The sequence below is a fragment of the Companilactobacillus zhachilii genome, assembly GCF_003606365.2.
Taxonomy (GTDB): domain Bacteria; phylum Bacillota; class Bacilli; order Lactobacillales; family Lactobacillaceae; genus Companilactobacillus; species Companilactobacillus zhachilii.
The window spans coordinates 1,529,666-1,550,841 of record NZ_CP031933.2 but is presented as its reverse complement, the minus strand read 5'-3'; the positions used below and the strand labels follow the sequence as shown (position 1 = coordinate 1,550,841).

The following is a 21,176-nucleotide window of genomic DNA, read 5'->3' as shown; positions in this document are numbered from 1 at the left end:
ATTATATGATTACATTAAAATCAGAACGAGAAATTGAAGGAATGCGTGAATCTGGTAAAATTTTGGCAGGAGTCCACTTGGGCTTGCGCGATATGATTAAACCAGGTATTTCCGCTTATTCAATTGAAGAGTTTGCTAATGACTACATTGTTAGTCACGGAGCAACTCCTTCTGAAAAAGGTTTTGAGGGTTACAAATATGCCACATGTGTTGATGTTAACGATGAAGTTGCTCATGGTACTCCTCGTAAGGACTTGATTTTGCAAGAAGGTGACATTGTTAAAGTTGATATGACCGTAAATTACAAGGGCTATGAAAGTGATTCTTGCTGGAGTTATGCGGTAGGTTCAGTTACTCAAGAAACTTCTGATTTGATGGAAGTAACTAAGAAGTCACTTTACTTAGGAATTGCCCAAAGTGTTGAGGGTAATCGTTTAGGTGATATCGGTTATGCAATTCAACACTTTACTGAAGATGAACATGGCTACGGTGATGTTCGTGATCTTTGTGGACATGGAATTGGACCTACAATGCATGAAGAGCCAGATGTATTGCACTACGGTGAACCTGGCAAGGGCTTGCGTTTGAAGAATGGGATGACGATTACAATTGAACCAATGATTAACGAAGGTACTTGGGAGATTGTTGACCGTTCACTCAAGGACCCTAATGATGACTGGATTTATTATGCCAGTGCCGATGGTTCATGGTCAGCTCAATATGAACATACTTTAGCTATAACAGCTGATGGTCCTAAGATTTTGACATCACAAGATGCTGCTGAAGATGCTAAATATATGAAGTGGGCTCAAGATTATCTTAAAGAACACAATCAAAATAAATAATGACATATTGTAAAATATAAATATTAAAAGGCTAAGGAAGATATTTTCTTAGTCTTTTGTTCTGGGGGGAACGTATTTTGCTAAATATTTTAAATTATGCTAATGGACTCGTGATTGTCTGTCTAATTTTGGTAGCTCTGATGATTTATGGAAAACTAAAAGTTACTAAAATGGTAGAAAGCGTTGTTAAATTTCTTATTGCGATTATGGCAACAACGTCACTAGTTGTTTTATTAATGCAGACGTATAATCCTGATATCGAGCAATTGATACAACAAACCACTAAGTCATTGAATATCATTGACTTGGGATGGACGCCGGCAGCAATTATTACTTGGAGTTCGGCTTATAACTTGTTGATTTTGCTAGTAATGATAATAGTGAACTTGATTTTGCTCCGTTATCACTGGACCCAAACCTTAGATGTTGATGTTTTTGATATATGGCATCTGTCATTTGTCGGATTATTAGCAGTTTATATGGGAGCTAATTTCTTCGTTAGTTTAATTTTTGTCATTGCTTTGGGAATTTTAAAGTTCATTAATTCCGATTTAATGAAGCCGACGTTTAATGATCTGATGAATAGTGATGGTAGTCCCATGACATCAACTCACATGAATTATTTAATGAATCCGATTGTAATGGTACTAAATGATCTTTGTACATTGTTGGTACCTAAGATTGATAACGTAAACCTCAATTCAGCTAAATTTAACAAAGCAGTTGGATTCTGGAGTTCAAAATTTGCTACAGGATTCTTTGTGGGAGTTTTGATTGGCTTATTTGGTCAAATTCCGGTCAAAGATATTTTTACTTTAGGATTACTCTTAGGAGCATTCGTAGAATTGTTCAATGTCGTTGGTTCTTGGCTGACATCAGCATTAGATCCAATCATTCAAGTTATTACTAATAAACTTAACCAATTAGTGGGAACAGACATCCACTTTATCGGTTTGGATTGGGCTTTTCTGTCCAGTCGTCCCGAAGTTTGGTCTGTGGCTAATATTTTGGCCCCTTGTTTAATTATTGAAGCATTTTTATTACCTGGTAATAAAATCATACCTTTAGGTGGCCTGATAGCGATGGGGATTACGCCTTCGTTACTAGTTGTTACTCGGGGTAAGATTATGAGAATGATTGTAATTGGAATTGTCGAGATACCAATCTTTCTTTACTCAGCTACATTGACAGCTCCATTTATGACATCAATGTTTAAGAATATTTTATTAGATAATAGTGCCAATATCGGAATGATTGGTTCAGCTACCAAAGAAGGGCCAATTGAGCAGTTGTTGGCGATTATGATTGGTAAGTCATCGTCTGGTGATATGCGGTTTATCTTGATAACCATTCTTTGCATTTTAGCTTATTTACTACTATTTTATTGGTATACTAAACGCATGAAGCGACGTAATGATGCTTATCTTTTAAATAAACAAAAGTAACAAATTAAAAACTTATTAGTAATAGTCATAGGTAATGTTGATTTGAAAATTAATATTGCTTATGGCTATTTTTAGAACTGGACACAACGTAAAGGAATCTTTACGTTAAATTAACTTAAAACTGAGGCTAATAGGCGACAGAAAAAAAGCTTTTGTTTTAAAATAGGGTTAGCAACAAAGTATAGCTTCACGAAAAGCGAGGTAGTTACTATGTTAACTGATATTGATCGAGCAATTGAATTACTAAAAGATGATTCAATTACAACGTCGGAGATCCAACAGGCTACTGGCATTGAATTAAAAGCGTTGACGGAGGCTAGAGCAACTAAAAATGTCTCCAAGTTTGTCAACAATTTAAAATATTCGGAGGTTATATCGTTAGCAGATTGCTTTAATGATTTGCAAATTAATTATCTTAATGAAAATGACGATAATGATTTTTATAAATTCGTTATTAGAATGGGTGATTGGTTTGATGAATCAATTGGAATTCAAACAGAATACTATCATTCAGATGAAGGATTAGACGATGATTTGATGGTAGCAACTGCCATTCAGACTTTAAATGATATTTCAACACACAATAAATCAATTATGCTGGATTTATATTTTAGCTATTGCCGAGATGAACAAAATATGATGTAGATTGCCGTCTCTGGGTGCAAGAAATGTTGGCGCTGTGGGGACCGACTTGAGCCAAAGTGCGGTCTCAAGTCTCGATTTTGAACTTCGCAAAGTACGCGAATTTCAAAACTCGTCCCGTGGTGTAATGGCTAAAGCCATAACGCCACCGTCACTGCTGCCAACATTTCTTGCACCCAGAGATTAATATATTCGTTGTTTTTTATACGGTATAATTAATTGATTCGATAAAGGGATTACGCATTATTTGAAATTGAATATGAGTAAAGGACTAGATGCCTTTTCTGGATTTATACTAAGGCTAAGATATTCGTTTTTTTTTGAATATACTTAATTATTAAGACAATAAAAAACACCCGAATCTTAAAAGAATCGGGTGTTTTCGTGTTATTTTAATTAGTTATTTTTCTTAGCAGGTTTCCAAACACCATAGATAACACCTGAGATTACTGCACCGATAACAACGGCTAATAGGTAAAGTAATGGTTTGTTAGCTAGTGGTGTAACGAAGATACCACCGTGTGGAGCAGGGACGTTAACGCTCCATAATTGTGTTAGTCCACCACCAATGGCTGAACCAATAACACTTGAAACGATAACGTGTAATGGATCTCCGGCAGCAAATGGAATAGCACCTTCTGTGATAAATGATAGACCTAAGATGTAGTTTGATAGACCAGCTTGTCTTTCTTGTTCTGTAAACTTATCTTTCCAGAATGTTGTGGCAATAGCGATTGCTAGAGGTGGAATCATACCACCGACCATAACGGCAGCCATCAAAGCACCATCTTGTGTAGCTGTAAATGTACCAATAGCGAATGTATAAGCAGCCTTGTTGAAAGGACCACCCATATCGATTGACATCATACCACCGAGCAATGTACCTAAGATAACGGCATTACCTGTACCCATTGATTCTAGGAAGTGAGTAATAGCAGCGTTAACAACGGCGAAAACAGGATCAACGATGAAGTACATGATTGCACCGGTTAGTAGCAATCCTAAAACTGGGTAAATCAAGATAGTTTTAAGACCATCTAAAGTATGTGGCAATTTCTTGAGCCATTTCTTTAAGAAGACGATAACCCATCCGGCAATGAAACCGGCAAGTAGACCACCGATAAATCCGGCCGGACTCTTAGAACTAACAACGGAAGCTGTAGCTTGGGATGCCATGTAACCACCAACGAAACCAGGTAGTAAGGCAGGACGATCACCGATTGAAACGGCAATATATGCAGCTAGAACAGGAATTAAGAAACTGAAAGCATAGTTACCAACGTTATTGAAGAACAAGAACCATTGTGACTTAGCGCCAACAGAGTTTTCCAATAGGAAGGAAATGGCCATTAAAATACCACCACCAACAACGAATGGAAGCATGTTAGAAATACCGTTCATTAAATCGGCATAAATTTTTGACCAAAGTGATTTCTTTTCTTCTGACTCTTCAGCGACATCAGATCCACCTTCGGCATGGAAGACAGGAGCTTTTTGCTCAACAGCTAAGTTGATCAATTCTTCGGCTTTGTTAATACCATCACTAACCGGACGGTTGACAAGATGCTTGCCATCAAATCTTGGCATATCAACTTTCTTATCAGCAGCAACAATAACACCAGCGGCACGTTTAATTTCGTTAGCAGTTAACTTGTGCTTAACACCTTCGGAACCATTGGTTTCAACTTTGATATCAACACCCATTTTTTCAGCTTGTTCTTTTAGAGCAGCTTCAGCCATGTATGTGTGGGCAATACCAGTAGGGCAGGCTGTAACAGCAACGACGTAAGGCTTTTGGCTGTCATCAGCATCAGCTTTTTCGGCTGCGGCTTCTTGTGCCTTTTGTTTTTCTTCGTCAGCCTTGTCTTTAGCTTCTTTTTCTTGCATAGCTTTGTCGAATAATGTTTGAACTTCATCAGCTGTCTTAGCAGCTTTTAAGTTCTTTACAAGTTCAGGATTAATTAATAAGGATGACAATGCAGCTAATGCTTGCAAGTGAAGATTGTCAGCACCATCTGGAGCAGCAATCATAAAGAATAGGTAGGCAGGTTGACCATCAAGTGATTGATAATCAATACCTTTAGCACTTTTGGCAAAAAGTACGGTTGCACGTTTAACCGCTTTATCACGAGCATGTGGCATGGCGATTCCGTCACCAATACCAGTACTTGTTTGAGCTTCACGCTTTAAAATATCAGCTTTATATAATTCTTTATCGTCGATGACACCAACTTGATAGTACTTATCAACCATTTCTTCAATGGCTTCCTCTTTAGTAGTAGCTTTCAAGTCCATAATCATGGCGTCTTTTAATAGTAATTGTTTCAAATCCATTTTTAAAAGTCCCCCTCAATTAGAGCTCTGTAATAGAGATTTCTTTGTAAACTTCGTCAATCTTTGTCTTAACGGCAATGTCTTGACTGAAGGCTGTTGCTGATCCACAAGCTGCACCCATATGGAAGCTTTCGATTGGATCTTTTGTTTCCATGAATGTTCCAGCAAAACCAGCAATCATGGAGTCACCAGCACCAACGGAATTAATAACGGTCCCTTTAGGAGCATTGGCTTTATAAGCCTTATCCTTAGTAACTAGTAGGGCACCGTCACCAGCCATTGAAACTAAGGCATGTTTAGCACCTTGGTCCAGTAACTTACGAGCATAAGTGACGATTTCTTGTTCATTCTTAAAGGTAACGTTGAATAAGTCAGCCAATTCATGGTGATTAGGTTTAACAACTAACGGATGAAGTGGCAAAGTGTCCAACAAAGCTTGACCGGTAGTATCAATTACAAATTCAGCACCTTGTTTTTGAATCGTTTGAGCAATATCTAAATAAAATTTAGCATCAAGGTTTTTGCAAAGGCTTCCAGCCATGATAACGATGTCACCATCACCAATGTTACTTAATTGGTCCATAAAAGTTTGTCGTTCGGCTGTACTAATAGCAGGGCCAGCACCGTTAATCTCAGTTTCCTCACTTTGAGCAACAGCATTGATTTTGACATTGATACGAGTATCTTCTTTTACTTTGGTAAAAGCTGTTTTTAATTCGTGTTGGGCAAGAAGTTCTTCAAACATGGAACCAGTAGCACCACCGACAAATCCCAAAGCTGTTGAATCAATATCTAAAGCCTTTAAAATTCGTGAAACATTAATACCTTTTCCACCAGGAAGTTTAACATCGCTTGATGTTCTGTTTACTTCGCCAGTATTTAAATTCTCCAATTGTAAAACGTAATCAATTGAAGGGTTGACTGTAATTGTATAAATCAACTAAATAGCCTCCGTTATCTTAGTGTGTTTACTTAAAACACTTATTTCCTTGTCCGATAATTTATCCGTAATTAGTGGGACTTCCTCTAAAGCCGCAAAGCGACTAAAACTCACTTGCGAAAACTTGGAACTATCAGAAAGAACATAAGCTTGATTTGACTGAGCGATTGCTAAGCTCTTTATAGCGGCTTCTTCAGGATCTGGTGTTGTATAACCAGCTTCGACTGAAAATCCGTTTGTTCCTAGAAAAGCTCGATCAAAATGATAGTTTTCCAAAGTTTGAATGATATTAGCTCCAACCAAAGCTTTGGTAGATGACTTTAACTTCCCCCCAGGAAGAAAAGTACTGACGTTATAATCGGCCAGCATCGAAGCGTTATCGACACTATTGGTAATGACTAACAAGTCGTTGTGTTCTATTAAATAGGGAATCATGAATTGAATCGTTGTCCCTGAGTCAAGGAAGATTACTTCGTGATTCTGAACAAAATTTGCGGCTGTCTGACCAATCATTTTCTTTTCATTAATATGAACAGCAGCTTTTTGCGAAAGTGCTGGTTCTTCATGTAAAGAAATAACGTTTTGAGCACCACCGTGAATCCTTAATAATTTATGACAATTTTCTAAATCTTGAAGATCACGGCGCAAGGTGGATTCGGAAGCACCAGTTAGTGGAATTAAATCATGGAGTTTGACAATATTATGTAATTTTAATTGTTCTAAAATAATTTGTTGTCTTTCTTCGGTAAGCACTTACATCACCTCACAAGAGATATAATACAACCATATTCAGTCAAAATCAATCATAAAATCTCAAAATCGGTCAAAAACATTCAAAAAATATCGAAACTTTTATAAAAGACTGGACAACGAATGTGAGTTCAAAGTATTATGAAGTCTGTTTTTGTGCTAAAATTTAGAAATGATAATTATAGTTTAGAAAGGGGGATTTTAATGTTTGTAGATAACGTTAAAATCACCGTTAGATCCGGAAAGGGTGGCGACGGGGCTGTGGCCTTTCGTCATGAAAAATATGTTCCACTTGGTGGACCTTCCGGCGGTGATGGTGGTCGCGGTGGCGATATCATCTTAAAGGCAAATGAGGGTATGAATACCTTAATGGACTTTAGATATAAGAGAATTTTCAAGGCTGAACCTGGTCAAAATGGTCAAATCAAGGGGATGTATGGTCACAAAGCTGATCCCGTCTATATTAAAGTTCCAACAGGAACTTCAGTATATGATGAAGATACTGGTCGTTTGATTGGTGATTTAGTTGAGAATAATCAAGAATTAGTAGTTGCTAAAGGTGGCGACGGTGGACGAGGTAATATTCACTTTGCTAATTCTAAGAATCAAGCTCCAGAAGTAGCTGAAAATGGTGAACCTGGACAAGAGAAACGTATTAAATTGGAATTGAAGTTAATTGCTGATGTTGGTTTGGTTGGGTTCCCATCTGTGGGTAAATCAACCTTATTATCAGTTGCAACTTCAGCTAGACCTAAAATTGCGGCATATCACTTTACAACTTTGTCACCTAATTTAGGTATGGTTAGACTAGATGACGGCCGTGACTTTGTTATTGCCGATTTACCTGGTTTGATTGAAGGTGCATCCAACGGTGTTGGTTTGGGAATTCAATTCTTACGACACGTTGAACGCACACGAGTTATTTTGCACTTAGTTGATATGGATCCTAACAATGGTCGTGATCCATACGAAGACTACTTAGCTATTAGAAAAGAATTAGGTAACTATGACGAAAACGTCTTGAAACGTCCTGAAGTCATTGTTCCAACTAAATTGGATATTCCTGGTTCTGATGAACGTATGGCTGAATTCAAAGAGAAATTACCAGACGATGCTGATATTTTCCCAATTTCTAGTATTCAACACACTGGTGTGAAAGCATTGATGAATCATACTAGTGAAGTCTTATCTAACGCTGAACCAATTCACTTTGATGTTCAAACTGATGAGACTAAAGAATACAATTATGAACCAGAAGCTAAAGCATTTACCATTGAAAAAGAAGGCGAACATGACTTCGTTGTCAAGGGTGCCAAAGTCGAATTACTTCTTCAAAGAACTAATTTGGATCACCAAGATGGAATTATGCGTTTTGCTAGACAACTTAAATCTATGGGTATTGAAGATGCATTAATCGACGCAGGTGCTGAATCAGGCGATTCAGTAACAATTCTCGATTTCACTTTTGAATTTATTTAGGGGCAATAAGATAATGAATAAATCACCAAAAAGAAGATTTATTACTGGATTTGATGGACTACGTACATTAGGAGTTATTGGGGTCATTATGTATCACTTGAATCCTAATGTATTCTCTGGGGATATCTGGGTGTACCCATTTTCTTCCTTATATCAGGTTACTTAATCACAGATCATTTTTTTAACACTGTTGATTATGGTGGTTCATTCTCGTTGAGTAATTTTTATGTTAAAAGAATTAAGCGATTGTATCCGGGGATGCTGTTTGTTTTGTTAGCCTCAGGTGCATATATCGTGATGTTCTTAAAAGGGTTGCTGTATCATCTAGATCAAATATTTGTAACTAACGTTTTAAATGTTTATAACTGGTGGCAAATTTTTAACGGTCAATCATATTTTGAACGATTCGCTAATAATGAATCACCATTTACTCATTTGTGGACATTGTCAATTGAAGGTCAGTTTTATATTATTTGGCCCATTTTGTTAATTTTGTTTGCTAAGTATGGCGTTAAAAAGAGTCGAATTTTTGGATTTGCGATGGTATTATCAGTAGCTTCAGCCATTTGGATGGCAATTTTGTTCAAGCCGGGTGTCGATCCTAGTCGTATATACTATGGTACTGATACACGTTTGTTCTCAATTTTACTTGGCTGTGGTCTGGCATTGATTTGGCCAGCTGAGAAATTAAAGAGTGGTCTCAAAAAAGCCGATAAATTAAAATTGAACTTAGTTGGATTATTGTCATTTGCACTAATGATTTTGATGATTTTTACAATCAAAGATTCAGATCCATTCTTGTATCGTGGTGGAATGTTCATCTTTTCAATTACGACATGTATCTTTATTGGGGTAGTAGCTCATCCTGATTCATTCTGGAATAGTGTGTTATCAAATAAGGTTTTCCATTATGTTGGAACAAGAAGTTATGGACTTTATTTGTATCAATTTCCAGTAATGATTTTCTTTGAGTCAAGATTTAAAAATGTTGCCGATCATCCGGTGCTTTATCCTGTGATTGAAGTAATTTTGATCGTGCTTGTTACTGAATTTTCATTCAGATATGTTGAACAACCATTGGCTCATGCTAAGTGGAGTGATGTCAAGAAGTTTTTCCGCTCATCAACTGCCGTTCAACGGGTATTAGCTTTAGTAATTGCTGTCATTTGTTTAACAGGGTCATACGGTGTGGTTAAAGCTGTCAGTGCTCCTAAGCCTAATGTTAACCACAGTGCTCTAGCTAATAAGATCACTAAAAATGAAAAAGCTACTAAGGCTAAGAAGCAAAAAGCCATTGAGAATTTGAAGAAGGCTAAAGCTGAGCAAAAGAATGCTACTGGTAAGATGTCTAGTGCTGATTATGCTCGTTATAAGAAAGCTGCTAAGAAACACCCTGTTAATACTGAATTTGAAAAATATGGTTTGAGTCAAATTGACTTGCAACGTCTAAAGGATGTTCCTTTGACTGCAGTCGGTGATTCAGTTATGGCTGATGGTTCCGATAATTTCTTGAAATTATTTGATGATAAGAAGGTTATTATTGATGCCGCTGTCAGTCGTCAAATGGGTGCCAGTGTTGATCTGTTACAAAACTATAAAGATCAAGGTGTCTTAGCACCAAATGTCATGATTGGTTTAGGAACTAACGGACCATTCAATATGGATCAAGTTGGTCAAATTATGAAATTAGTTGGTCCTAAGCGTCACGTTTACTGGATCAATGTTCACGTACCAACAAGACCATGGGAAAAGACAGTTAATGGTGTCTTGTCTCAAGCAACAAATAAGTATAAGAATTTGACTATTATTGACTGGAATCATTATTCACAAGGTCATACCGACTGGTTCTATGATGATGATGTTCATCCAAATCCTGATGGATCAATGTACTATACTGCATTTGTCGCAAAAGAAATTTTGAAATCATTAGACAAAAAATAGAATAGGACTTTTTTATGGAGTTAGAATTTTTAGGAACTGGTGCCGGAGTTCCATCAAAGGGCCGCAACGTTTCGAGTACTGCATTAAAAATGCTGGACGAACGAAATGAAGTTTGGCTTTTTGACGTTGGTGAGGCTACACAGCATCAAATATTAAAAACAGCAATTAAGCCAAGAAAGATAACAAAGATTTTTATCACTCACTTACATGGTGATCATATTTTTGGACTTCCAGGGTTATTAGCTAGCCGGGCCAATCAAGGTGGTAATACGCCATTGGAGATTTATGGTCCTGTCGGAATTAAAGAATATGTTGAAACTTCTTTGAAGGTAACTGGTAGTAGATTAGGTTATCAGATCAAATATATCGAACTTAAAAATGATGGCGAAATTTTCAATGATAAAACTTTCAGCGTTTATGCCGGTAAATTAAAGCATCGAGTAACTTGTTTTGGCTATCGTGTCGTGGAAAAGCCACGTGTTGGAGAATTATTAGTTGATAAATTAGCAGAGTATCATATTCCAAATGGACCAATTTTCGGACAACTCAAGGCCGGTAAGGAAGTTACTTTGGATAATGGTACCGTGTTGAATGGGAAAGACTTTATTGGACCTGACAAACCTAGCAAGGTTGTCACAATCATTTCTGATACACGCTATACACCTGAGATCGATAAGCTATCGAAAGATGCGGACGTAATCGTTCATGAGTCAACTTTTTCTAATGCTGAAAAGAAATTAGCGTACAATTATTACCATTCAACAGCTACTCAAGCAGCTGAGGTCGCTAAGAGAAGTCATGCTAAAGGTTTGATTTTGACACATATTTCTGCAAGATATACGGGTAGAGGTGCTTTGATTCTTCAAAAAGAAGCACAAAAGATTTTTAAAAATACTCGTGTGGCTAGTGATTTTGATTTGTACGAGGTACCTTTTAATTAGAAAAGAGGATGAATAATGACTAATTTATTGAATCAAACAGTTATTGTTACAGGCGCATCATCTGGTATTGGGAAAGATGTTGCCGTCAATGCCGCTAGATGTGGTGCTAATGTGATTTTAATTGCCCGTAGTGAAGATAAATTACAGGCAGTTAGAAATGAATGTATTCGTGTCGGTGCTGAGAGTGCTCAACATGAATATTTGTCAGTTGATATGAGTGATCCTGATCAAATTACTGCTGCTGTTGAGAAAATTGCTACTATCAGTGATGATATTGACGTTTTAGTTAATGCGGCTGGCTTTGGTGATTTTTCAAATTATATGGAAACAGATTTTGACAAGATCGAAAAAATGTTCCGTGTGAATGTTTTAGGACTTATGTTGATGACAAGATTGGTTGCATCAGGTATGATTGAAAACGGTCGTGGACATATTATTAATGTTGGTTCAATGGCTGGTAAGATCACTACACCTAAGTCTGCTGCCTATGCAGCTACTAAGGCAGCTGTGATCGCATTTTCAGACGGTCTCAGACTTGAATTGAGACCAATGGGTGTTTATGTAACAACTGTTAATCCTGGCCCTGTGGACACTAATTTCTTCAATGTGGCTGATCATTCAGGCAATTATCTTGATTCAGTAAAATATTTTGTCCTTGATCCTGATCGATTAGCATGGGAAATTGTGAATACTTTTGGCCGTAAAAAACGTGAAATTAATCGTCCACGTTATATGGAATTAGCAGCAGTGCTTTACAAATTAGCTCCAGATCTTGGAGATTATTTTGCTGCAACATTGGGCAATCGTAAATAGGGGAGGATTCAGATGAAGGGTAAACAATCAAGATTTGTAATTGGCTTAGTTATTGCGTTGATCGTAGTTATCTTTGCTGTTTTGAATGTTAATCCGGTGACAGTTAGTTTTGGGTTTACAAGAATTAAACTACCACTGATTATTTTAATTATCGTTACATTGTTGTTGGGAGCTGTAATTACGTTATTACTAGCTACTACTGGCAATAAAAAAGATGATGATTTTAATCGTCACGCAAAGAAACAAATTTCCCGCGTTAAAGTGTCAAACGATAACCAAATTGCCGATGCATTGAAAGAAAATAATGCAAAAAAGCAAACTAAATAGTAAATTTGCTTGCTCAAACGTTTTTATGATAGTATTATATTAAACGTTAGATTTGATTGAGTTAATAAATAAAAGGAGTTTTTAAATATGGCTGTTCCAAAGAGAAAAACATCAAAACAAAGAAAGCGCCAAAGACGCGCACATCTTAAGTTAAGTACACCAAACATGCAATTCGACGTTGCTACTGGTGAATATCGTTTGAGTCACCATGTATCACCATCAGGTATGTACAAAGGTGAAAAAGTTATCAGCGATAGCAAAGAAGCTTAATGAAAAAGTCAAGTTTAACTTGGCTTTTTTTTAATATTTTAAATAGATGGGGTAACGACGATGAAGAAACTGAAATACATGTTATTGATGTTTATTCCGCTATTCTTTTTGTTACTAACTGGTTGTTCGAAGATGAGTCTATCAACAACATCCAAAGAATATAGTGCTGACGGATTAGTTGCAGTGGTTAAAGGTCAAGCGACTAACTACAAGAAGTTAACTTATACCGTTGCAGGTAAAACTAAGAAAGTTGCAGTTGATGATAATCATTTTGCGATTTCAGTACCAGTTTCAACTAAGAACCAAAATGTCCGCATTAAGGCAACTAATGGTGATAAAGTCGAAACTAAGTTAGTGAAGGTAAAGAAAGCTAGAGCATTGCAGAATTACCTAACTTTTGCTCAAACGTATAACTATACGTTGTTATCAATGGGACAACCCACAGACCAATTACAATTGATCAGTAAAGATGGGATGTTCACACATACAAAGACTGACGGAACAAAGTGGTATTACAATGTTCAAAACAATCAATTGATGGGTATTGCAACTAAGTTTTCATATAATGATTTTAAATCTAAGACTGGTCAAAAGAATTTTGCGACTGATTTAATGATTACTTCGAAATTACTTGGAGCCGACGGTGAAAAAGTATTGAAGGATTTTGCTAAGCAAACAAAGAATGCCAGCAAGAATTCTACTAAGACATCAATGAATCAAATTACTTCAAATGGTGTGAACTTTAACATCAATTTATCAGCTAAAGAATTTTATCTATATATAACTAAATATTAATAAAAAGAGCTTCAGCGTAAATCTGCTGAGGCTCTTTTCTATGATTAGATGATAAATTGATGTTGTCGCCTCCAGGAGCCAGAAAATTAGGTTGCTATGGGGACCGATTGGAGCCAAGGTCTCCAATCTCGATTTTGAACTTCGCAAGGTACGCGAATTTCAAAACTCGTCTCGTGGTGTAAGCACTAAAGTGCTAACGCCACTTTCACAGCAATCTAATTTTCTGGCTCCTTCCGGCTGGGTTGTTCTTCATTTTTGATGAATCGTGAATCAGCATCACATTTTTAGATTAGCTACTTTCGTATCAATGATGATTAGAATACTAAAGATTAAAACGGATTTCGAATCTTTCAACTTTTAGATAATAAATATGTTTTGTAAGAGAGCTAAATTAACAAAGGACCACTCCAAATCTAGGGATGGCAGTAATAATTTATATGTTAGTACCTGTTGTGCTAGTTGAATTTTTGATTATGGAATTGAAATAACTTTTAAAGTTAAAAGATTCAGAACATGCTCTATATCCTATAATTCTAGTCATTGATGGTAAAATGATTTTAACATTGATTTAAAAACGAACAATGAACTAGCCGGAAAGAGCAAGAAATTTTGGCCGCTGTGCAGGTGGCGTTAGAGCTTTAGCTCTTACACCACGGGACGACTTTTGAAACTCGCGTTTTGTGCGAGGTTCAAAAGCGAGATTCGAGACCTCTCTTCGGCTCGAATCGGTCCCCATAGCGACCTAAATTTCTTGCTCTTGGAGGCGGCATATACGCGTATTTTAGTAATAAAAAAGAACGCCTAAACTTAATTAAGCGTTCTTTTCCTTCTTAGTATCTTTTACAGCACTATCTAGAATCAATGGAATTACACTGAAGATGATAGCAAATACTATACTTACAATAATTGAGTAAGTTGAATTAAATTTTTGTTGGTTCAAAGCACCACCGATAAATCCGGCTACTTGTCCCAGCATGATAGACCAGAAAATAACAGCAATATATCTCATTTCTTCCATCTCACTTTCTCAAGTAGTTTAGCACAAAAGGGGATTTTACCCAATAAACTTTCACTTGATTTTGATATAATTTTAAACAAAGGGGGCGATAAATTGCAAGCACAACTACAAGTAATGAGTAGTTTTAGTTTATTGCATAGTCCCGCAAAGTTGACCGAGTTGGTTGATCAAGCTAAAGCTCGGGGTTATGAAGCAATTGCTCTAACAGATATCAATAACCTTTATGGTTCAATTGATTTTTATAAATATGCTAAAAAAATTGGTATTAAACCAATTATCGGTTTAACAATTGAGGCTGCGGGAATTATTGATGTTGAGAATAAATATCCATTGCTGTTATTGGCTAAGAATAACAGTGGTTATCAGCATCTAATAAAAATTTCATCAAAAGTTATGTCTGAGAAAGAACCAGTTGCATTGTCGGAGATGCAATCTTGGTTGTCAGATTTATTTATTATTACACCAGCTAGTGATGCTGAAATACTCAGTGTCGAAGTTGCTCCATATGTTAAGGCTCTACAACAATTGATTGATACTGATTCACTTTATTTAGGTGTCAGTCTCTATGCTGGTCAAATTGATAATGTCAAAAATATTCGAATGGTTGCTCGCACACAACAATTACCACTAGCGGCTTTAGGTGATGTTCGCTATGTTGACGCAGATGATCATTTGGCATATCAAGTAGTCAATAATTTACGTACAGGACAACGATTTGAAAGTTTAGATCAAGTTGTCGAAACCGGGGACCATTATTTGCGGACTGCTAGTAGTTTTGCCAGTGATTTTGCCGAAGTTGATATGTCAGAGGCAATTGACAATACTAAGCAGATTGCTGATCAATGTAACGTTGAAATACAGTTTCAAGAAACTGAGTTACCTAAATTTGAAACACCAGACGATGTGAGTTCGCAACAGTTTTTACATGATCTTGCTACTAAGGGATTGAAAAAGCGTCTAAATGGCCAGATTCCAGCAGATTATCAGCAACGGTTGGAGTATGAACTGTCTGTTATTGAAAAAATGGGCTTCTCAGACTACTTTTTGATTGTTTGGGATGTAATCAAACACGCACATGAAATTGGCATTAAGACTGGCCCAGGACGTGGTTCTGCAGCGGGTTCATTAGTGTCATATTGCTTAGGCATTACCCAGTTGGATCCAATCAAGTATGATTTACTATTTGAACGTTTTTTGAATCCTCAACGAGCAAATATGCCTGATATTGATTTGGATTTGCCAGATGATCGTCGTGATGAAATGGTGATGTATATGCATGACAAATATGGTTCTGACCATATGGCACAAATTATCACCTTTGGCACGTTGGCAGCGAAAATGGCTTTACGTGATATTGCTCGAACGTTCAGTCAAACGCAATTTCAAATTTCTCAATGGTCGAATGCAATTCCTCGAAAATTAAACATTACTTTGAAGGAATCATTTGATGAATCAAGCACTTTGCGTGGCTTAGTTGATAATTCACGTGAAAATCAATTGATTTTTAAGGTGGCACAGCGAATCGAGGGGATTCCACGTCACTATTCGACTCATGCTGCCGGAATTGTTCTTAGTAAGAAAAATATGACGGATATCGTGGCAGTTCAGCTTGAAGATGACGGGATTAATTTAACGCAACAGACGAAATATAATGTTGAAAATGTCGGTTTGTTGAAGATGGACTTTTTAGGCTTGAAAAATTTAACAATTTTAGACAAAGCTATTCAAGCGATATCTAAGCGTTATGGCAAAGAGTTTGTGCCGGAGAAAATTCCACTGAATGATTCCAAAACTTTGGCGTTATTTCAACGTGGTGCAACTGATGGAGTATTTCAATTTGAATCAAACGGTATTAGAAGTGTTCTGCGGCAGTTAGTTCCAACCAGTTTCGATGATATTGTGGCTACGAATGCTTTGTATCGTCCAGGTCCAATGCAAAATATCTCGACTTTTATTGCGCGTAAACATGGACGAGAGCCGGTTACATATCCTGATAAATCGTTAGAGAAGATTTTGAAACCAACTTACGGCATTTTAGTTTATCAAGAGCAAGTTATGCAGGCATCTTCAGAAATGGCTAATTTTTCTTTAGCTGATGCCGATATTTTACGTCGAGCCATCAGTAAAAAAAATGAGCAATTAATTGAAGAGAATCGGCAAAAATTTGTCAATGGGGCAGTCTCACAAGGTCATGATAAAAAATCAGCCGAAAAAGTTTATCAGTATATTGAAAAATTTGGTAACTATGGATTCAATAAGTCCCATTCCGTCGCCTATTCAATGATTGCTTTTTGGTTGGCATATATCAAAACACATTTTCCAGATATTTTCTTTGCCTGTCTGTTAAATTCCAATTTGAATAATGAGACTAAGGTGACGATGTATATTCAAGATGCCAAAGATTCACGGGTCCAAATTCGCAATGTTGATATTAATCAAAGCCAGTATGATTTTGTGGATCATGAGAAGTCCATTCGGTTTGGATTGTTGAGTATCAAGGGGATGCGCCGAGACTTAGCAACTAATATCATTGAAGAACGACAAAAGAATGGCGAGTATACTAGTCCGTTGAATTTTCTACAACGAATTGACCGTCGGTTTGTGAAGACTGATTATTTAGAGCCAATGATCTTGTCAGGAACGTTTGATACTTTTAATCGAAATCGTAAAGAGTTGCTATATGATTTTCGTGATTTGATTGAGAGCATTCAGTTAGCGGGAAGTAATTTATCACTATTTGATGTACTTGATCCTAAAAAACACCAGGTGGATGACTTTACTTTAACGGAACGGTTGAATCAGGAAAAAACTTATCTGGGAGTTTATGTCTCAGGTCATCCGGTTGAAAAATATCGGAGTCGGTTGCTTGATTTGAGGACGATTAAGATTTCGGAATTAGCGAGTCACCAAAATCAAGTTATTAATGTTTTGGGGTTAGTTAAAAACCTCCGAGTAATTCGAACTAAAAAGGGTCAACGCATGTGTTTCATGACGATTGAAGATGAAACTGGTAGTATATCAGTGACAATTTTCCCTAAATTATTCCAAAAAATTGAGGAAATGGAACTGGATGGTAAAATTTTCTTATTCGTCGGTCGTCCTAATATGGGCAAACGAGGAGAATTGGAGTTAATTGCAGACAGATTGTCTGATCCTAAGCAGTATACCGTCCAATTACCGAGTGAAAAATTATATTTGAAAGTTTCCAAAAGCTTGGATACACCGGAAAACCTCGAACAATTATATCGAATTATTGAAAGTTCAAGAGGACAAATGCCAGTTATTGTCTATCGAGAAAAAAAGAAGCAAGCGTTACTATTGAAGTCGAACCATTGGATAGATTTTAATGGTGATGTTCAGAGCAAATTGGAAATGTTCTTAGGAAAAAGAAGTGTTTTGCTAAAAAAAAGTGATTAATTTATCTTAAAACGTTTTCAGCTCTACAAACTAATCAGTAAAAATGTTATATTTGATTAGGTTTTGTTTTAGAAACAAATAATTTTGGAGTGTGAACAAATGAAGCGTATTGGTATTTTAACCAGTGGTGGAGACGCCCCTGGTATGAACGCTGCTATCAGAGCAGTCACACGTAGAGCCATTGACAATGGTCTCGAAGTGTTTGGTATCAATTATGGATATGCTGGACTTGTTGCTGGGGATATTTTTCCATTAACAAGTGACGACGTATCTGACCGTATTCAACGTGGTGGTACTTTCTTGTATTCTGCAAGATATCCTGAATTTGCTAACGTAGAAGGTCAATTAAAGGGTATTGAGCAATTAAAGAAATTTGGAATTGATGCATTGGTTGTTATCGGTGGAGATGGTTCTTACCATGGTGCATTGCGTTTAACTGAACATGGTTATAATGCAATCGGACTACCAGGAACAATTGATAATGATATTCCATTCACAGACTTTACAATTGGTTTTGATACAGCCGTATCTACTGCTGTTGATGCCATTGATAAGTTGCATGATACTGCTAGCTCCCATGGAAGAACATTTATTGTTGAAGTAATGGGTAGAGGCGCTGGTGACGTAGCTCTTTGGGCTGGTGTTGCTGGTGGTGCTCAAAAGATCATCGTTCCAGAACATGACTTTGACATCAAAGAAATTGCTGAAGAAGTTAAAGTTGGTCGTGAACATGGTAACAAGAACATGATCATTGTTTTGGCCGAAGGTGTTATGCATGCCGGAGACTTCAAGAAAGAATTAGATAAGTATGGTGATTTCGATTCACGTGCTACTGTTCTTGGACATATTCAACGTGGTGGTTCACCAACTGTTCAAGATCGTGTTCTAGCAAGTAAGATGGGTGCCTATGCGGTTGACCTATTACTTGATGGAAAAGGTGGTTTGGCTGTTGGTATCGAAAACAACAAGCTTACTTCTCATGATATTCTTGATTTATTTGACAGCAAGCACAAACCTGATTTATCACTCTATGATTTAAATGAATCTTTAAATAGATAATTTTAAAGCATAGAAAGTTTTTATTTGTTACAATGAACTTGGAATTTAAGACAAGAAAAGGGGATTCTCGATGAAAAGAACTAAAATTGTAAGTACACTTGGACCTGCCAGTAACGATGTTGACACAATCGTTAAGCTAATTGAAGCCGGAGCTAACATCTTCCGTTTCAACTTCTCACATGGTGATCACCCAGAACACAAAGCTCGTATGGAAATGGTACACGAAGCTGAAAAGATTACTGGTAAGACTGTTGGTATCGTTCTAGATACTAAGGGTGCTGAAATTCGTACAACCGTTCAAGAAGGCGGCAAGTTCGAAGCTAAGATTGGTCAAACAATCCGTATCTCAATGGATGACTCATTGACAGGTACACCAGAAAAGATTGCTTCAACTTATCCTGGTCTATACGATGATACACATGTTGGTGGTCACGTATTAATCGATGATGGTCTTGTTGATTTGAAGATTACTGAAAAAGATGACAAGAACCGTGAATTAGTTACTGTTGTTCAAAACGACGGTATGATTGGTTCAAGAAAGAGTATCAATGCTCCTGGTGTTGAAGTTCGTCTACCAGGTATCACAGAAAAAGATTCTGATGATATTCGTTTCGGTCTTGAAGAAGGTATCAACTTCATCTCAGCTTCATTCGTTCGTAAAGCTCAAGATGTCCTAGATATTCGTGAAATCCTTGAAGAAAAACATTGTGAATACGTACAAATCTTCCCTAAGATTGAATCACAAGAAGGTATCGACAACATCGATTCTATCCTTCAAGTATCAGATGGTTTGATGATTGCTCGTGGTGACATGGGTGTTGAAATTCCATTTGAAAACGTACCATTCGTACAAAAGAGCTTGATCAAGAAGTGTAACGCTCTTGGTAAGCCAGTTATCACAGCTACACAAATGCTTGATTCAATGCAAGAAAACCCACGTCCTACACGTGCCGAAGTTACTGATGTTGCTAACTCTGTTCTTGATGGTACAGATGCTACAATGCTTTCAGGTGAAAGTGCTAACGGTGATTACCCTGTTGAAGCTGTTGCTGCTATGGCTCGTATCGACGAACGTACAGAACAACAATTAGACAAGAATAACTCACTTGCAATCCAAAGATTCGAAGATTACAAGGGTTCAAACGTTACAGAATCAATCGGTGAATCAGTTGTTAGAACTGCTGAAGAACTACACATTAACACAATTGTTACTGCAACTAAGAGTGGTTACACAGCTCGTATGATTTCTAAGTACCGTCCAAGTGCTGATATTTTGGCTCTTACATTTGACGAAACTACACAACGTGGTTTGACAGTTAACTGGGGTGTTGATCCAGTTATCGTTGACAAGCCAGAAAACACTGATGAAATGTTCGACCTTGCTGCTAAGAAAGCTCAAGAACTTGGCTTTGCCAAGGAAGGCGATTTGATTCTTGTTGTTGCCGGTGTTCCTGTCGGTGAAAGTGGTACAACTAACTTGATGAAGGTTCAATTGATCGGTTCAACATTGGTTAAAGGCCAAGGTGTTGGTGAAGAATCAGTTGTTGGTAACGTTGTAGTTGCTCACTCAGCTGAAGAAGCAAACAAGAAGATCAATGAAGGCGACATCCTTGTTACAGAAATGACTGACAAAGATTACCTACCAGCTCTTGAAAAAGCTAGTGCCGTTGTTGTTGAAAACGGTGGTCTAACTTCACACGCTGCTGTTGTTGGTATTGCTATGGGTCTACCTGTAGTTGTTGGTGCTAAGAATGCTACAAACCTTGTTAACGATGGTGACACTGTTACTGTTGATTCAAGACGTGGTGTTGTTTACAAAGGTGCTTCACGTTCACTTTAATTTTTAACAATAAATTTTAAAATGATTTAAAACATAATTAAACTGAGAGAAACTGACGAGTTTCTTTCAGTTTTTTTGTGCTTAAATATGCGGTTTCGCCTCCAAGAACAAAAAATTTAGGTCGCTGTGGGGACCGACTGGAGCCAAGGTCTCCAGTCTCAATTTTGAGCTTCGCAAAGTGCGCGAATCTCAAAACTTGCCCGTGGTGTAAGCGCTGAAGCGCTAACGTCACCTTCACAGCGACCTAAATTTTTGTTCTTTCCGGCTGGTTTATTGTTTGTTTTAGATAACTAAAGTTTTTTATGGTGTGACTATTGATG

General features: G+C 37.1%; 16 protein-coding genes and 1 pseudogene. 13 read left to right on the top strand and 4 right to left on the bottom strand.

Annotated features, from left to right (window positions below):
• Nucleotides 1–5: 5 nt before the first annotated feature.
• From map to D1B17_RS07020, 3 genes are all read left to right on the top strand, one after another.
• On the top strand, nucleotides 6–845 hold the full coding sequence (gene map / locus D1B17_RS07030; protein ID WP_120142368.1) for a type I methionyl aminopeptidase: 840 nt from the start codon (nucleotides 6–8) through the stop codon (nucleotides 843–845).
• A gap of 77 nt (nucleotides 846–922) precedes the next feature.
• The gene (locus D1B17_RS07025) at nucleotides 923–2,290 is read left to right on the top strand and encodes a PTS transporter subunit IIC (RefSeq protein WP_240704381.1); all 1,368 of its coding nucleotides are present in this window, start codon (nucleotides 923–925) and stop codon (nucleotides 2,288–2,290) included.
• A gap of 210 nt (nucleotides 2,291–2,500) precedes the next feature.
• Nucleotides 2,501–2,935, top strand: coding sequence for a hypothetical protein (locus D1B17_RS07020; protein WP_120142369.1), 435 nt, complete (start codon nucleotides 2,501–2,503; stop codon nucleotides 2,933–2,935).
• A 393-nt stretch (nucleotides 2,936–3,328) separates the two neighbouring features.
• On the opposite strand, the gene D1B17_RS07015 is transcribed toward D1B17_RS07020, so the two are convergent.
• From D1B17_RS07015 to D1B17_RS07005, 3 genes are read right to left on the bottom strand one after another with little or no spacing between them, the layout of a single operon-like run.
• A complete protein-coding gene (locus tag D1B17_RS07015; RefSeq protein WP_120142370.1) occupies nucleotides 3,329–5,266 on the bottom strand; it encodes a PTS fructose transporter subunit IIABC in 1,938 nt (645 codons plus the stop codon).
• A 19-nt stretch (nucleotides 5,267–5,285) separates the two neighbouring features.
• A complete protein-coding gene (gene pfkB, locus D1B17_RS07010) occupies nucleotides 5,286–6,206 on the bottom strand; it encodes a 1-phosphofructokinase (RefSeq protein ID WP_120142371.1) in 921 nt (306 codons plus the stop codon).
• Entirely contained in the window at nucleotides 6,207–6,959 is a 753-nt protein-coding gene (locus D1B17_RS07005) for a DeoR/GlpR family DNA-binding transcription regulator (RefSeq protein ID WP_120142372.1), read from the bottom strand.
• Nucleotides 6,960–7,154: 195 nt separating this feature from the next.
• Between D1B17_RS07005 and obgE the strand changes: the two genes are divergently transcribed.
• The 7 genes and pseudogenes from obgE (at nucleotide 7,155) to D1B17_RS06970 (ending at nucleotide 13,522) form a co-directional block, all read left to right on the top strand.
• On the top strand, nucleotides 7,155–8,435 hold the full coding sequence (gene obgE / locus D1B17_RS07000; RefSeq protein WP_205880164.1) for a GTPase ObgE: 1,281 nt from the start codon (nucleotides 7,155–7,157) through the stop codon (nucleotides 8,433–8,435).
• Between the two features lie 13 nt (nucleotides 8,436–8,448).
• Nucleotides 8,449–10,376, top strand: a pseudogene (locus D1B17_RS06995) (acyltransferase family protein).
• Between the two features lie 14 nt (nucleotides 10,377–10,390).
• A complete protein-coding gene (gene rnz / locus D1B17_RS06990; protein WP_120142374.1) occupies nucleotides 10,391–11,317 on the top strand; it encodes a ribonuclease Z in 927 nt (308 codons plus the stop codon).
• A gap of 15 nt (nucleotides 11,318–11,332) precedes the next feature.
• Nucleotides 11,333–12,130 carry an SDR family NAD(P)-dependent oxidoreductase gene (locus D1B17_RS06985; RefSeq protein WP_120142375.1) on the top strand — a complete coding sequence of 266 codons (798 nt, stop codon included), beginning with the start codon at nucleotides 11,333–11,335 and terminating at the stop codon, nucleotides 12,128–12,130.
• 12 nt (nucleotides 12,131–12,142) lie between these two features.
• Nucleotides 12,143–12,457 (top strand): lipopolysaccharide assembly protein LapA domain-containing protein, encoded by a 315-nt coding sequence (locus D1B17_RS06980; RefSeq protein ID WP_120142376.1) that lies wholly within the window; start codon nucleotides 12,143–12,145, stop codon nucleotides 12,455–12,457.
• An 87-nt stretch (nucleotides 12,458–12,544) separates the two neighbouring features.
• Complete coding sequence (gene rpmF, locus D1B17_RS06975; RefSeq protein ID WP_120142377.1) at nucleotides 12,545–12,727, top strand: 50S ribosomal protein L32; 183 nt, start codon at nucleotides 12,545–12,547, stop codon at nucleotides 12,725–12,727.
• 60 nt (nucleotides 12,728–12,787) lie between these two features.
• Complete coding sequence (locus tag D1B17_RS06970; protein ID WP_120142378.1) at nucleotides 12,788–13,522, top strand: hypothetical protein; 735 nt, start codon at nucleotides 12,788–12,790, stop codon at nucleotides 13,520–13,522.
• Nucleotides 13,523–14,333: 811 nt separating this feature from the next.
• Here the strand turns inward: D1B17_RS06970 and D1B17_RS06965 are convergent.
• Nucleotides 14,334–14,540 (bottom strand): YjzD family protein, encoded by a 207-nt coding sequence (locus tag D1B17_RS06965; protein WP_120142379.1) that lies wholly within the window; start codon nucleotides 14,538–14,540, stop codon nucleotides 14,334–14,336.
• 93 nt (nucleotides 14,541–14,633) lie between these two features.
• Between D1B17_RS06965 and dnaE the strand changes: the two genes are divergently transcribed.
• The 3 genes from dnaE (at nucleotide 14,634) to pyk (ending at nucleotide 20,856) form a co-directional block, all read left to right on the top strand.
• Entirely contained in the window at nucleotides 14,634–17,957 is a 3,324-nt protein-coding gene (dnaE, locus tag D1B17_RS06960; RefSeq protein WP_120142380.1) for a DNA polymerase III subunit alpha, read from the top strand.
• A 99-nt stretch (nucleotides 17,958–18,056) separates the two neighbouring features.
• Nucleotides 18,057–19,016 (top strand): 6-phosphofructokinase, encoded by a 960-nt coding sequence (pfkA, locus tag D1B17_RS06955; RefSeq protein ID WP_120142381.1) that lies wholly within the window; start codon nucleotides 18,057–18,059, stop codon nucleotides 19,014–19,016.
• A 70-nt stretch (nucleotides 19,017–19,086) separates the two neighbouring features.
• Nucleotides 19,087–20,856: a pyruvate kinase gene (pyk, locus tag D1B17_RS06950; protein WP_120142382.1), complete on the top strand. Its 1,770-nt coding sequence runs from the start codon at nucleotides 19,087–19,089 to the stop codon at nucleotides 20,854–20,856.
• Nucleotides 20,857–21,176 lie beyond the last annotated feature (320 nt).